Raw genomic sequence first — 13,158 nt, 5'->3', positions numbered from 1 at the left:
ACGATTGACATCCCCCTGCCCCCTTCAAAGGGGGACTTTTCTGCCGCTACAACTGTGGAAATCATAAGTGTTATGGCAACTGTCACACATCACTGGCACGCATTGCAAGACATACTTGCACGCTTGCAATGAAAAAGACACATTGGCCATGTGCACCAAAACGACGCTCCACTGTTCGAGCGTTCAGCGAGTTTGGAGCGTCTTGATTTTTTTGCTTACTTTTTTCATCAAGGAAAAAAGTGAGTGCCCGCCGCACAGGCGAAACTATAATACAAAATGAGTAGCCTTAGAATCAACTAAAGCTACTCGCTCACAAAGATTTAATTCGAAAACAAATTTCTACCTCACTAACGCCTTATCAACCCGCATCGGCGTATCCTCACCGGAAACAACCCCCTGCGCGGCTAGCGCGATAGCGCGGATCATGCTGGTAAAGTGCGGCATATCCAACAGCTCAAACTCATCTTTCACAGTATGGTACGTCTTGTCCTGATCAATCTGCACTGACGAAATGGTATGTGCCGGAACGCCCAGACGAGCCAAAGTGGCATTATCGGAGCGGTAGAACAGGTTCTGGTCTGGGTATGGGTCAGGGTGGATGCTGTAGGTGGTACCTTCTAGACGCTTCTGCATCATCTTGCCTAGGTCTGACTTTTCGTAACCTGTCAGATAGGCGCTGTTCGGGCCGAACTTAGACGGTTTTCCTACCATCTCGATGTTGAACATGGCTACAATCTGGTCGGGGTTGAGTTGCTCAGAGAAGTAGCGGGAGCCGTGGCCACCAATCTCTTCGGCTGTGAAAGCGGCGAAGATCAGGGTGCGCTCCGGTTGCGGCTGCTCTTTGTAATAGCGGGCTAGCATCATCATGGCTGTGGTGCCGGAGGCGTCATCGTCGGCGCCGTTGGCAATGCTGTCACCGTCCATGGCGTGGTGGAAACCGATGTGATCGTAGTGACCGGAGAAGACCACAAACTCATCTTTTCGCTTGCCTTCAATCATGCCTACCACGTTGGAGAGCGCAAGCTTTTCTATCTGGTTCGTATACTTCACCTCGTATTTCTTTGGAGCAGCCTGATCGGTGAGCACATATACCTTGCTAGTGCCGGAGCCTACCTCTTTCTTTACGCCGCCTCTCGCAAAGTAGCCTCTGTAGGAGTTAAACGCTTCGGCGTGGCTCGGGTGAATGAGTACGATCGCGTCTTGTTCATTCGAGTTGGCCTTCACAAAAGCGTTCCGGAAGTTCTCGCCTTCAGGTATAGAGATGATGTTGATCTTGTTTTTCTGTTTCCAGTTAAGCGCTTCATGTGCCGTGTTCACAAATAGGTGCTCCGGCGCTATTTTCTTTTTGCCCAAGGTTACCTCTGTCGGGCTAGGAGTGAGGCGATGCACATAGAACGTCTGGCGGTAAGAGGGCACCTGACTCGAGCTGTTGCCATTGAGCGGCAAGAGGCCTGCCGCATGGAATTCGGCCTCAATAAAATCAGCGGCTTTCTCTATACCTGCCGAAAAGGCGGCACGGCCCTGCATGTCGTCGTGGCTTAGCGTCTGCAGCATGCGGGTGGCCTCCTGTTGATTGATAGCAGAAAGGTCCTGCGCCGAGAGGGAAGCACCGAGTAAGAGGGAAAAGGCAGTAGCAAATAGCTTTTGGCGTGTCATAGGTAGAGCAGTATATCCGATTAGGAAATTGATGTTTTTTTGGGAATATTGTTGAGGTAATTGCTGCTTCTGCATACACTTGTATGGAAACAGCAACCCAATATAGCAAATTATGGAAAGGACCTCCAATGTTAACTGGCTAAAGTTGCTGCAATACATTTTGCTGGTGGCGGCCTTGCTATACTTTGGGCGCACGCTTTTCATTCCGCTCAGCTTCTCCCTCCTGATCAGCTTTATACTATACCCCATCGTAAAGTGGATGGAGGGCCATGGCTGGAGGCGCTGGAGCGCGATTCTGCTGTGTCTGTTAATCCTAGTTCTACTGGTGGGGGCTTTGAGCTGGCTATTGGTTCGCCAGATGATCACCTTCGGACAGGAGTGGCCAGCGCTGCAGCAAAAGTTGTTGCAGGCTTGGCAACAACTTAGTCTGTACTTGGAACATCAGCTGGGTGTAGACGACGTGCAGCGGAGCAGTTGGGTAGAAGGACTTGTAAACGATGCAGCCTCTTCTGTGCTGAACGTAGTGCAGGGCGTGCTGTACGCTTCAGTTACCACGATAGTGCTGGTTTTGCTGATCCCGCTCTATGCGGCACTCATCCTATACAATCGCGAACAGCTGGCGGCTGCGCTATTCTCAATGTTCCCACGGGCAGAGCACAGCAAGATCCGCAGCATCCTGCATGAGACGATCACCACATATTACAACTTCATCAAGGGAATGATCATCGTGTACGCGGTGGTGGGCTTGCTCAACAGTGTCGGGCTTCTGCTGTTAGGTATACCGCATGCCGTTTTCTTTGGCATAGTGGCCTCCATCCTCACGTTTATACCATATGTAGGCATTTCCATCGGGGCTATTTTGCCTATGGCCGTGGCTTGGATCACTTACGACTCAGTGTGGTACCCGATCGGGGTGATCGTTGTGTTTTCGGTGGTGCAGTATCTGGAGGCGAACCTGATTTTTCCGCTGGCCGTGAGCTTCCGGCTGCAGGTGAACATGCTGTTTACCCTGCTGGCCATTGTGGCGGGCGGAATTATATGGGGTGCTTCTGGAATGATTCTGTTTGTGCCCTTTGTGGCCATTCTAAAATTGATCGCCGACAAACATGAAGAATTGCGGCCGGTATCGCTCTTGCTAAGTTCTGGCATGACGTCTGCAAAGCCTAAGCCAAAGCCGAAGATCAAGAGTGGCCGCTTCCGTCGCGGTCAGAACTAGATCGGTTTTCCTGCCATTCTCTTTTCAGTAAGCTGTATACCTCAAGATCGATAAATTTTCCTCGGAGCCATTCGCCGTCCCGTTGTATACCTTCTAGCTTAAAGCCCACCCGTTGCGGAATGCGGCTACTCTTCCTGTTGCCCACGCCTACTTTTATCTGGATGCGATTCATGCGCATATGCTCGAAAGCATGCTTGATCAGCGCCTCGCAACTGCGTACCATAATGGCTTTCCCCTGAAACTCTTCGCCCAGCCAGTAGCCTATCTCCAGTTTGCTGTTCACGCGATCTATGGTCTTATACCCGATGATGCCCGCCACCTTCTGCTGATAGCGAATGACGTATACCTTGTCCTGCAAGTTGCCGGGTGCAGAAACGGTGCGCAGGTATAGCTCGGTGTCGGTGGCGGAATGGCTGAAGTCGATAAAAGGCAGCCACTCTCGCAGGTATAGCCGACCGCTATCAATGAGCTGATAGAGGGCATTCGCATCGCTAACCTGAGCCTCGGTGAGGGTTAGGTCGGGGCCGACAGTAATGGAAGGTGGTATGGCAGTGGCTTTCATAGGCGGGATATGGTGTTTAGGTCAATACGTTTCTGAATAAAATGGCGGTATAGCTTTAGATAAATATGCTTGTATTAAACATATATGTCTATAAATCAGTTAAATATGTTGTGTGTTGTAACTATTAAGGTAACGAACTGCAATACAATTTGAACAAAATCGACCAATGTAAGACTATGAAAAAAACGACACTATTCTTTCTGCTTTTCTTTACCACACTCAGCTTATCAGCACAGGATACGCCGATTAAATTGGGTGGTAAGTTTGGCCTTAATGTCACTAACCTCAGTAGCGACCCAAGCTTGGTAGAACAATCATCAGGTGTGAGCACTGAGTTCGGGGCCTTTGCCCGCATTGGCAACCACTTTTATGTGCAGCCGGGTGTGGACTTTGTGAGCAACAAAATGACGATACAGCGCACGGTGCAGCCTCGTTCCGGCGAAAGTGACGAGGTGCGTCTGCGCTATCTCAGAATGCCCGTGCTAGTAGGTTGGGAATCGAATTACATTAACCGTAGAAGAGGCAGTTCTACGCCTTTCCGTGTGATGGCCGGGCCATCCTTCGGCTACAATGTGGGGGTGAGCGATAACAACCTCGATGTGCGCCGACGCAACATCCGCAATGCCCAGTTCGCTTTGCACGGTGGTGTGGGTATAAGGGTGCTTCGCCTAATTGAGTTGGACCTGATGTACAATCATGGCCTCAACACTGTTTTCAATGACGACAGCGCCGATGGCAGGTTCCGTAATTTCTCAGCGACAATAGGCTTCAGTATTTAATCTGCTTCCTGTCAGTTCAGGTGCAAAAGAGAGAACTGGGTTAGCGCATATGATTCAGACTTCTCTTTTGCATCAAAACTGACAGATTAGAGTTAATCCAAGTGCTCTCTGATAAACTCCACAGCTAGTTTATTAGCATCCTCAGCAGCTTCCTTGTCATACTTAGGGTTGCTAGGGTTAGCGAAGGCATGCACAGCGTCATACATTTTGATAGTCACGTCCTTGTCCGCCTCCTTCATTTTTGCTTCGAAATCCCGCACAATTTCCGGCGTGATGGAGCCGTCCTGTTTGGCGAATATACCAAGAACCGGGGCTTCCAGCTTTTTCAGGCGCTCCACATCACGCTCCGGCATGCCATAGTAAATTACGGCTGCCTCCGCCTGATCACCGGCCAGCAAGGCGGTCTGCAATGACCAGCCACCGCCAAAACACCAGCCAATAGTGGCGATGTCAGCGTCTGAACCGACGTGGTTAATAACCCCTTGGATGATAGCTTTGGCGCGTTCATTATCCACGGCTTGCATGTACTCCATAGCTTGTTCCCGCGCTTCGGCCACTTTCCCGTCATACAGGTCGAGCGCGATCACGTTCACATCACCCAATTCGCCGTGCAGTCGCTCTGCTTCCTGTTTAATGTAGTCGTTTAGTCCCCACCATTCGTGTATCACGAAAAGATAGTTATCGGTTTCCTTAGCGGCTTTTATTTCGTAGGCACTGGCTGTTTTGCCATCCGGGGTCTTGTACGTTATGGTTTTGCCTGCTTGGTTCTGGAGCGTGAAAGGTAGCGGGTTTTCGTGTTTCTCCACAAAGGATTTATCGTTGGCAAGCATCGCAAACTGTGTAGTGGCTTCATTGGAAGCTGGTTTTACGCAGCAGGACATTTTTTCCTGTGCGGTGGCGGCCTGAACCAAGAACAGGCACAGCGCCATCAGTAGCGTGAGTTTTTTCATAGTGGTATCAGTTAAGGAGTAAGTATGCTGTAAGTTAGTTATTTAGGTGCTGATTCAGAAGCAGGTAGAGCTAAAATAAAACAGCCTTCCCCCGAACTAACAGGAAAAGGCTGTTGATGTTATTGCATTAATAGAGGACGGTTTAGTTACTCCGCTCTTCCTTGGCCGGCGCGACCTCCTTAGCTTTGGTAGGTTTGCGCCTTTTTGCAGGGCTGCGGCGCTTCACGTATACCGCCGATGAGCCTTTTTCGTCTTCTTTGCGGATGGTGAACAGGTCTTTGTGCGCCTTGATGAGTTGGATCAACTGGCTATACCCGAAAGTTCGCGGGTCGAAGGCGGGATCCAGTGTACGCAGACTGGTGCCTATACCACCTAAATGTGCCCAGCCGTCTTCGCCTACAGCCATCTCAAAGGCCTCTTTTAGCATAGGTATGGGGTTAGGTCGAGGGTTCTCCTGTCCGTTCGGCATACTTTTGTCTGCAACAGCTATCTTCTTATCGTCAATGTCATCGGTCAGGTTTTCGGTGTAGATGAAGATGTTGCAGGCGTTCACAAACGGCTTGGGTGTTTTGCGCTGCCCGATGCCCATCACAAAAATGCCTGCCTCCCGGATACGGGTCGCCAGTCGGGTATAGTCGCTGTCTGACGACACGATGCAGAAACCGTCAACCAAATGGCTATGCAGCAGGTCCATCGCGTCGATGATCATGGCGCTGTCGGTGGCGTTCTTGCCCACGGTATAGCGGAACTGTTGGATGGGCTGTATGGCGTGGTTGTTCAAACTCTCTTTCCAACCGTTCATTTGTGGGGTGGTCCAATCGCCATAGATGCGACGGATGGTAGCTTGTCCGTATTTGCCGGCTTCGGCCAGTATTTTAACAATAAGGGTCGGTTGCGCATTGTCGCCATCTATTAGCATGGCCATGCGTTGTTGTTTTTTCTCGTTGAAGGGTTTGCTCATAAAAGGATTTGCGCCGGGTCTTGTTGCCCTATCTGCGCTGAATTTGTTCTGTTATACTTCTGAAATGAAGATGAGTTGTAAGAAGGTAGGGAATTCCCTATATAAGGGGAGAATGAGTATATTGTGATGTAATGTAAGGATTTTAAATTCAATAAGCTAAAGAACTATAGAAGCGGGTTCTTTCCTTTAGCGATGTAAAATGGGTTCTCCTTTATTTAGAAATTGAGATTAGCGCAGAATGAGATATGTGTACAGTAGATGAAGTAATCATTTTTCTGAAAGAAGTAACAGGAGTAAAGAAGATAGATCCTGATTCGGATATCTTTTATGATATAGGAGTAGTGGGCGACGATTTTGATGAGATGATGCACGAATTCGCCGAGAAATTTTCGGTGAATATGGATCAGTACCTATGGTATTTTCATGGAGATGAAGAAGGAAGTATGTGGGGTATAGGAAGTTTTTTCTTCGCACCACCTTACAAACGAGTAAATAGAATTCCTGTAACTCCTACTTTACTTGCTGAAGCGGCCAATAAAGGCAAATGGGATATACAATATCCAGATCATAAGCTGCCTAAATGGAGAGTGGACATGTACATTGATCAAGTAATAGGGATAGCTGTATTAGGTATAGCTGTTGTTAGTTTAGTAGTGAAATGTTCTAGTTAAAAAATAATGAAGTGATAAAAAAGCATGCTAAGACAAACATTTTGCTCCATCCTGATTCTGTTATTTAATATCAGTTGTGCAAACACTGATACTTCTAATGACATTGTAGTTGAAAAAGTAGAAGACAGAACTACCCAGACAGGCACAGCGCAAGAAGATGTTGATGTATTTGATATCCCTGCTTTAAAGAAGCTCTTTGTAACGAACACTAATGGCAGTTACATTTATGAGAAAGCAGATAAGCAGTCATCAATTCTGGATACACTAGAATATGGCTATCAGGTTGAGATTATTGGGGAGGAAAGTGAGTGGTACCAAATAAAAGAGCGTATCAGTAGAAGTTTTTTGCGAAATGGTAATGTAATTCATTCTTCCGGTTGGGAAGAGGTGAACATCCTTAAGCAAAATGTAGGAGATCTTTCTCAAATCAAGCTGAAAGGCAGCGAGCTGTATGAAACGTATGATAAAGCTCCTATTAAGAGTAAAATCGAATTAAAGCTGATTAGTGAAGCAGAATTTAACAGTGCTCGGAATAAGAAAGAGGGCTTTTTGGTCAAGCAAGAGACTCTAGTCTCCAGTAAAGATTCAGTGCTTACAGTTGCTAATGGCAATGGAACCAAAAAAGTCTATGTAAGCACTCCTGATGCGGAAGTTGATATGCAGATTTTTAACTATGTGGGGCATATAAATTACTTGAATGCCTACCTGTTAGGTATTGGTTATTACGAGGGCGGGGAGTATAAACTCTACGATGCAACAAGTGGTGAGGAGGTAATCAGTTTCAATGATTATCCTGAGATATCACCAGATGGTAGGTATATCGTATCTATGTACACAAACCCATATGAACAGAGCACAGACTTTCAGTTGCACACCGTAGGGCGTGATAAAAAAATAAAGAAAGAACTTGAGGCTAGTTTTATTAACTGGATGGTAGCGCTCGAGCCCTATGAAGTTTATTGGTTGGATAACACAACGCTGGTAATGAAAGTGATGCACTCAAAGACTTTTTGGGATGAAACGGGTAACCTGAATAATGATTCTCAATATCTTAAAATGAAAATTTTGTAGCCAAAATCAGTTTAAACTCTGTACAATTCACCATGAAAAAACTATTCTCCATACTAACCCTATTTCTTGCCGTGACACATTTTTCAGCACAGGCGCAGGTGTTTAAAAGTGAAGAACCCCTAGCCCATACCTATTCGATTGTAGCCCGCGACGCGAAAACCGGCGAGATGGCCGTTGGCGTGCAAAGCCACTGGTTTTCGGTAGGAACAGCCGTGCCTTGGGTAGAGGCAGGCGTGGGCGTAGTAGCCACCCAGTCTTTTGTGAACAAGTCGTTTGGCTTGCGTGGGCTTGCTTTGCTGAAAGAAGGTAAGTCGCCGCAGGAAGCGCTGGATATTTTGCTGGCAGACGACGAAGGCCGCGAAGTGCGACAAGTATCCATACTGGATGCGCAGGGCCGGGTGGCGACGCATACCGGCAAACAGTGCATTCGCTATGCGGGGCATACCATCGGCACCAATTTCTCGGTGCAGGCTAACATGATGCTCACCGACAAGGTATGGCCAGCGATGGCTAAAGCTTTTGAGACCAGCGCCGGCAAGCCACTGGCTGAGCGAGTATTGTTGGCCATGCAGGCTGCTGAGCGGGAGGGAGGCGACATTCGTGGCAAGCAATCGGCGGCGCTGGTGGTGGTGCGTGGCGAAGCTACTGGTCAGCCGTGGGACGACAAGACTATCGACCTGCGCGTGGACGATCACGAGAAACCACTCGACGAGTTGGAGCGCCTGCTTAAGGTATACCGCGCCTACGAGCACATGAACAACGGCGACTTGGCCGTCGAGAAAGGGCAGATGGAGAAGGCCATGGAAGAGTATGGCAAAGCCGAAGCCATGTTCCCGAACAACCTCGAAATGAAGTACTGGCACGCCATCGGCTTGGCTAATAACGGGGACATCAACGGAGCCTCTAAACTCTTGAAAGAGGTATATAAGAAAGACAAAAACTGGAAAGAACTCACCGAGCGACTGCCCGAAGTAGGTTTGCTCACTCTAAGTCCGCAGGACCTGCAGAAGATCCTGCAAGTGAAGTAGGTATAGCCGGAAATGTGGCGATTGTTGTCTATACCTCAAATAGATTGCTTATATTAAAGCCACAAACAATCTAAAACTAAATTTAAAGCATTATTCACCTTAAGATGTTACTTAAACACAAAATACGTGCCTTTGTGGCGGGGGCCGCTATGCTGGCCGCCGTGCCAGCCATGGCGCAGCAAAACACTTACAAGTCCGATTCAACCGTTATCCGCAAGTTTTACGACGACGCCCTCACCAGTTACGAAAGCTACGAGAACCTGCGCTACCTCACCAAGAACATTGGTGCCCGCCTGAGCGGTTCGCCACAGGCCGCTGCCGCTGTGGAGTGGAGCCGACAGGTGATGGAAGACATGGGCCTCGATCGCGTATACCTGCAGGAGGTAATGGTGCCGTACTGGGTGCGTGGCGACAAAGAGATCGGTCGTATTCTGAGCGGACGCAATGGCAGTCAGGAGGTAAACATTCTGGCGCTGGGCAGTACGGTGGGTACCGGTACACAAGGCCTGAGTGCACAGGTAGTAGAGGTGCAAAACTTCGAAGAACTTGAGAAACTGGGTAAGAAGAAAGTGAAAGGTAAGATCGTTTTCTTCAACCGTCCATTTGATAACAAGCATATCGTGACAGGAGCTGCCTATGGCGGCGCTGTGGACCAGCGTGGAGGCGGTGCAGTGGCAGCAGCTAAACTAGGTGCAGTCGGCGTGCTGGTGCGCTCCATGACCAACGACATTCAGGATGTGGCCCATACCGGCAATATGCGTTATGAAGAAGGTGTGGAGAAGATCCCGGCAGCGGCGATCAGCACCAAAGGAGCCGATGAATTGAGCGCGATGCTGAAAAACGATTCGGACCTCAGGTTCTACATGCGCATGACGAGCGAAACCCGTCCGGATGTGCTTTCCTATAACGTGATCGGCGAGATCAAAGGCTCTGAGAAACCAGACGAGATCATTGTAGTAGGTGGTCACTTAGACTCTTGGGACGTAGGCGAAGGTGCCCATGACGACGGAACCGGCTGTGTGCAGTCCATCGAGGTGCTGCGTTTGTTTAAAGAGCAAGGTATACGTCCGAAGCGCACGATCCGTGCTGTGATGTTCATGAACGAAGAGAACGGCTTGCGCGGTGGTCGCAAGTATGCCGAAGAGGCCAAAGCCAAAGGGGAGAAGCACGTAGCGGCCATCGAGTCGGATGCGGGCGGCTTTACGCCACGTGGTTTCGGCTTTGATGCCGATGACCAGCAATACGCTAAGATATTGACTTGGAAACCGCTATTGGCACCTTACGGATTGAACGAGCTAAACCGCGGTGGTGGTGGCGCTGACATCGGTCCGCTGAAAGGCCAGAACAATGTAGTGCTGATCGGCCTACGTCCTGACTCACAGCGCTATTTTGATTATCACCATACTCAAATTGATACCTTCGAGACAGTGAATCGTCGCGAAATGCAGCTCGGTGCCGCAGGTATGGCAGCACTGGTATACCTGATTTCGGAGTACGGACTGAATGGCGGTAGCGCGAAGGCGGTGAAGTAATATTCCGGTTATCAAAAAAAGCCAGCTCTATACCTGAATAGAGCTGGCTTTTTTGTTTTATCACACCGCACATTGATTTTACGGCAGCAAGAGCGAGCTGTCGCCGTAACTCAAAAAGCGGTAGTCATTGTCCAATGCGTGGCGGTATACCTGTTTCCAATCCTCACCAATCAGAGCGGCTACCAATAGCAAGAGTGTGCTTTCGGGCTGGTGGAAGTTTGTAACGAGTCCGCTGCAGACACGGAAGGTATAGCCCGGCGCGATGATGATCTGGGTGCTTGCATGCAAATGATCGATCTGGTGGCGGGCCATGTAATCCAGCAAAGCCTGCAGGGCTTCCGCAGCGGCAGGGGGTGTGCTGGTTTCGTAGGGCAGCCACTGCGTTACGTGCAGTTCTTCAGGCTTCAACTCAGGCTGCTGCAACAGCAAAGTGCCCAGCCAGAACAGGCTCTCGAGACTCCGCATCGATGTTGTGCCGATAGGTATAAGCGGCTGGCCAAGGTGCTGCAATAGTTGCTCTACTACTTGCTTCGACACCATTAGTTGCTCTGCATGCATCTCATGGGCTTCCATGGTGTCGGCTTTCACGGGTTTAAACGTGCCGGCGCCCACGTGCAGCGTCAGATAAGTGCTGTCTATTCCTTTGGTCTGCAATTGCGCCATTACCTTGTCCGTGAAATGCAGTCCGGCAGTAGGGGCGGCTACTGCCCCTTCGTGGTGGGCATAGATGGTCTGGTAGCGGGTGCGGTCTTCGGGTGTGAGTTCGCGGTTCAGGTAAGGAGGCAGGGGCAGCCGTCCGCAGCGCTCGAGTACTTCCGCAAAGGTCAGGTCGCCGGGCGTCCACGTAAAGCGGATCAGGAAATGACCTTCTTGCTGTGCTTCCCGCTCGGCTGTCACCTCGCCCCCTTCAAAAGAAATTTTGAGCGGACCCGATTTCCAGCGCTTGTTGTTGCCGACCAAACATTTCCACGTGCAACTTTCGGTTTGCTGCATGGCCAGTTGCACTTCGCGGTGCGGCTTCACCGGCTCCAAACAGAATATCTCCACAGCGCCACCCGTTTCTTTGTGGAAAATCAGTCGGGCCTGCACCACCTTGGTGTTGTTGAACACGAGCAAACTCCCAGCCGGCAACAGCGACGGCAGCTCCGTAAAGGTATGGTCGGCTATCGTATGGTTTTGATAATAGAGTAGCTTGGACTGGTCGCGCTCCGGCAGCGGGAACTTGGCAATGCGCTCATCTGGCAGCTCGTACACAAAATCCTTTATGGCCAGATTTTTCGGGTTGGTATGCATTTATGTGAGGTAAGAGTTCAGAGTGATGAGTTAAGAGCTAACTCGCGGAGACTACCCGCCTTTTAATCTCTTAGCTTTTAACGCTTAACTAAATTTGGCTTTTAACTATTGAAGCGCAAAGTTACGCAATCCGGTAAAATATTGCTTTGGTTTTGGGATATACCTGACCTGTATAGGAGGAGCCTGTAATTGACTGGCATTCGTTAGCTGATGGGGAGCTCAGGCCATCCTTTGAAAATATATTGAGGGTAAAGGAGGCAAAAGTTTATTGAGCCGTAGTCTCTTCCAGATCATCCAGCTCTAACTCTAAGGCTTTCACAGATATCTGGATTTCGCGCAGGGCCAAGGCCAGCGAGATCATCAAGAGTAAAAGGCTTAGTCCGAAGGTGTACTTGCCTACAGTGCTATACCCTGCAAACAAGATAAACATGCAAAACACACAACCAAACATACTGGCTATGCCAAAGGCCTGCATGTTGCGGATGAGGACCAGACGAATGCGCAGGTTCTCGATCTGTCCGTACACAAGGTGGCTGTGCGTGGAAGCATAGCGACTCTTCAGGCTGCGGATCAAGTTGGCCAGCGCCATAAAGCGATTCGTGTAGGCCAGCAACAAAAGCGAGATGGCCGGAAACAGCAGGGCAGGGGTGGTCAGGGTGATTTCCATGAACCCATTTCGATATGGCTTTACTTAATGCTTTTCAGGAAATCCTCGTCCAGTGGCTCATCATCGTCTTCGTCGTGCTGGGCTGCTTCAAAGTCGATCTCTTGTAGCGTTTCCAGTCCTTCCAGTATCAACTCGTCTATTTCTTCTTTAGACGCGGCGTCCAGCGTCTGCTCAAACAAAGCCAACAAGTGCTCGCGCTGCTCATTCACAAAAATCTCGTGGTACAGGTTGTCGAACAGGGCGATCTTTTTCTGGATGATCTTGTCGATCTCGCGCGTGTTCTTGGCATTGGCAGCTTCAAGAAGCAAAGCGAGCGCATCTTTGGCCCCCTCGTTATCGGCAAGGCGCGCATAGGCTTTTATAATAGCGATGGCTACCCCTAGACGTACCCGCTCAAACCGAAACCCGACCTCTTCGGAAGGATTTCCTTGTCTCAGACGCGAAGCTTTCAGGGCTTGCTCTAATTGTTGGTACACAGCTGTTGACGTACCCTCAAACACGTGTGGTTTTTCAGGTGCGTAGGCGGTATCGAGTAATAGCTCAAAGCTCTTGGCGCTCATATTAGTTTCTGACTTGGTTAAGCAGTCTTACAAAGGTAGTGTTTTTTGGTATTCGTCGCATAGGCATGGAGGAGCCGGTTCTTCAGCGCCTGTTTGTATAACACAGGTTCATTGGAAGGTTTTTGTATTAGCCAATGTTGTTAAAATCAAATTTTGGGTTGTTCCTAATGTAATATTCTGGAAAATATATTTTGTATTGTTCTGTTTCAGAA

General features: G+C 49.3%; 13 protein-coding genes. 6 read left to right on the top strand and 7 right to left on the bottom strand.

The features are described from left to right. Nucleotides 1–339: 339 nt before the first annotated feature. On the bottom strand, nucleotides 340–1,656 hold the full coding sequence (locus Q1A04_RS08020; protein WP_299703733.1) for a M20/M25/M40 family metallo-hydrolase: 1,317 nt from the start codon (nucleotides 1,654–1,656) through the stop codon (nucleotides 340–342). Between the two features lie 112 nt (nucleotides 1,657–1,768). Here Q1A04_RS08020 and Q1A04_RS08015 point away from each other — a divergent pair, with 112 nt between their 5' ends. Beyond that, a complete protein-coding gene (locus Q1A04_RS08015; RefSeq protein ID WP_299703730.1) occupies nucleotides 1,769–2,872 on the top strand; it encodes an AI-2E family transporter in 1,104 nt (367 codons plus the stop codon). Here the strand turns inward: Q1A04_RS08015 and Q1A04_RS08010 are convergent. Next, complete coding sequence (locus tag Q1A04_RS08010; protein ID WP_299703727.1) at nucleotides 2,838–3,434, bottom strand: GNAT family protein; 597 nt, start codon at nucleotides 3,432–3,434, stop codon at nucleotides 2,838–2,840. The genes Q1A04_RS08015 and Q1A04_RS08010 overlap by 35 nt on opposite strands. 176 nt (nucleotides 3,435–3,610) lie before the next feature. Between Q1A04_RS08010 and Q1A04_RS08005 the strand changes: the two genes are divergently transcribed. Continuing rightward, the gene (locus Q1A04_RS08005) at nucleotides 3,611–4,213 is read left to right on the top strand and encodes a porin family protein (protein WP_299703724.1); all 603 of its coding nucleotides are present in this window, start codon (nucleotides 3,611–3,613) and stop codon (nucleotides 4,211–4,213) included. Nucleotides 4,214–4,305: 92 nt separating this feature from the next. On the opposite strand, the gene Q1A04_RS08000 is transcribed toward Q1A04_RS08005, so the two are convergent. Beyond that, nucleotides 4,306–5,163: a dienelactone hydrolase family protein gene (locus Q1A04_RS08000; protein ID WP_299703721.1), complete on the bottom strand. Its 858-nt coding sequence runs from the start codon at nucleotides 5,161–5,163 to the stop codon at nucleotides 4,306–4,308. A 142-nt stretch (nucleotides 5,164–5,305) separates the two neighbouring features. After that, nucleotides 5,306–6,124, bottom strand: coding sequence for an NYN domain-containing protein (locus Q1A04_RS07995; RefSeq protein ID WP_299703718.1), 819 nt, complete (start codon nucleotides 6,122–6,124; stop codon nucleotides 5,306–5,308). A 245-nt stretch (nucleotides 6,125–6,369) separates the two neighbouring features. Here Q1A04_RS07995 and Q1A04_RS07990 point away from each other — a divergent pair, with 245 nt between their 5' ends. The 4 genes from Q1A04_RS07990 to Q1A04_RS07975 all read left to right on the top strand — a co-directional run bounded on the left by Q1A04_RS07990 (nucleotide 6,370) and on the right by Q1A04_RS07975 (nucleotide 10,426). Then, nucleotides 6,370–6,795, top strand: coding sequence for a DUF1493 family protein (locus Q1A04_RS07990; protein WP_299703715.1), 426 nt, complete (start codon nucleotides 6,370–6,372; stop codon nucleotides 6,793–6,795). Nucleotides 6,796–6,819: 24 nt separating this feature from the next. Further along, a complete protein-coding gene (locus Q1A04_RS07985) occupies nucleotides 6,820–7,866 on the top strand; it encodes an SH3 domain-containing protein (protein WP_299703712.1) in 1,047 nt (348 codons plus the stop codon). A gap of 32 nt (nucleotides 7,867–7,898) precedes the next feature. Further along, nucleotides 7,899–8,894 (top strand): DUF1028 domain-containing protein, encoded by a 996-nt coding sequence (locus Q1A04_RS07980; RefSeq protein WP_299703709.1) that lies wholly within the window; start codon nucleotides 7,899–7,901, stop codon nucleotides 8,892–8,894. Between the two features lie 104 nt (nucleotides 8,895–8,998). Further along, a complete protein-coding gene (locus tag Q1A04_RS07975) occupies nucleotides 8,999–10,426 on the top strand; it encodes a M20/M25/M40 family metallo-hydrolase (protein ID WP_299703706.1) in 1,428 nt (475 codons plus the stop codon). 78 nt (nucleotides 10,427–10,504) lie between these two features. On the opposite strand, the gene Q1A04_RS07970 is transcribed toward Q1A04_RS07975, so the two are convergent. From Q1A04_RS07970 to Q1A04_RS07960, 3 genes are all read right to left on the bottom strand, one after another. Then, nucleotides 10,505–11,719, bottom strand: coding sequence for an S-adenosylmethionine:tRNA ribosyltransferase-isomerase (locus tag Q1A04_RS07970; RefSeq protein WP_299703704.1), 1,215 nt, complete (start codon nucleotides 11,717–11,719; stop codon nucleotides 10,505–10,507). Between the two features lie 265 nt (nucleotides 11,720–11,984). Next, nucleotides 11,985–12,386 carry a DUF2721 domain-containing protein gene (locus tag Q1A04_RS07965; RefSeq protein WP_299703702.1) on the bottom strand — a complete coding sequence of 134 codons (402 nt, stop codon included), beginning with the start codon at nucleotides 12,384–12,386 and terminating at the stop codon, nucleotides 11,985–11,987. A gap of 20 nt (nucleotides 12,387–12,406) precedes the next feature. Next, nucleotides 12,407–12,946: a hypothetical protein gene (locus Q1A04_RS07960; RefSeq protein ID WP_299703699.1), complete on the bottom strand. Its 540-nt coding sequence runs from the start codon at nucleotides 12,944–12,946 to the stop codon at nucleotides 12,407–12,409. Between the last annotated feature and the right edge of the window lie 212 nt (nucleotides 12,947–13,158).

Source organism: uncultured Pontibacter sp., from assembly GCF_947499215.1.
Taxonomy (GTDB): Bacteria; Bacteroidota; Bacteroidia; order Cytophagales; family Hymenobacteraceae; genus Pontibacter.
The sequence above is the reverse complement of the archived record's forward strand: the minus strand, read 5'-3'. Positions and strand labels throughout refer to the sequence as shown.

Bases quoted from the DNA above. Each gene is read 5' to 3' on its own strand.
- Q1A04_RS07965 (WP_299703702.1), bottom strand. From the start codon at position 12,386: ATGGAAATCACCCTGACCACCCCTGCCCTGCTGTTTCCGGCCATCTCG.
- Q1A04_RS08020 (WP_299703733.1), bottom strand. From the start codon at position 1,656: ATGACACGCCAAAAGCTATTTGCTACTGCCTTTTCCCTCTTACTCGGT.
- Q1A04_RS08005 (WP_299703724.1), top strand. From the start codon at position 3,611: ATGAAAAAAACGACACTATTCTTTCTGCTTTTCTTTACCACACTCAGC.
- Q1A04_RS08015 (WP_299703730.1), top strand. From the start codon at position 1,769: ATGGAAAGGACCTCCAATGTTAACTGGCTAAAGTTGCTGCAATACATT.
- Q1A04_RS07990 (WP_299703715.1), top strand. From the start codon at position 6,370: ATGTGTACAGTAGATGAAGTAATCATTTTTCTGAAAGAAGTAACAGGA.
- Q1A04_RS07985 (WP_299703712.1), top strand. From the start codon at position 6,820: ATGCTAAGACAAACATTTTGCTCCATCCTGATTCTGTTATTTAATATC.
- Q1A04_RS07970 (WP_299703704.1), bottom strand. From the start codon at position 11,719: ATGCATACCAACCCGAAAAATCTGGCCATAAAGGATTTTGTGTACGAG.
- Q1A04_RS07975 (WP_299703706.1), top strand. From the start codon at position 8,999: ATGTTACTTAAACACAAAATACGTGCCTTTGTGGCGGGGGCCGCTATG.
- Q1A04_RS07980 (WP_299703709.1), top strand. From the start codon at position 7,899: ATGAAAAAACTATTCTCCATACTAACCCTATTTCTTGCCGTGACACAT.
- Q1A04_RS07960 (WP_299703699.1), bottom strand. From the start codon at position 12,946: ATGAGCGCCAAGAGCTTTGAGCTATTACTCGATACCGCCTACGCACCT.
- Q1A04_RS08000 (WP_299703721.1), bottom strand. From the start codon at position 5,163: ATGAAAAAACTCACGCTACTGATGGCGCTGTGCCTGTTCTTGGTTCAG.
- Q1A04_RS07995 (WP_299703718.1), bottom strand. From the start codon at position 6,124: ATGAGCAAACCCTTCAACGAGAAAAAACAACAACGCATGGCCATGCTA.
- Q1A04_RS08010 (WP_299703727.1), bottom strand. From the start codon at position 3,434: ATGAAAGCCACTGCCATACCACCTTCCATTACTGTCGGCCCCGACCTA.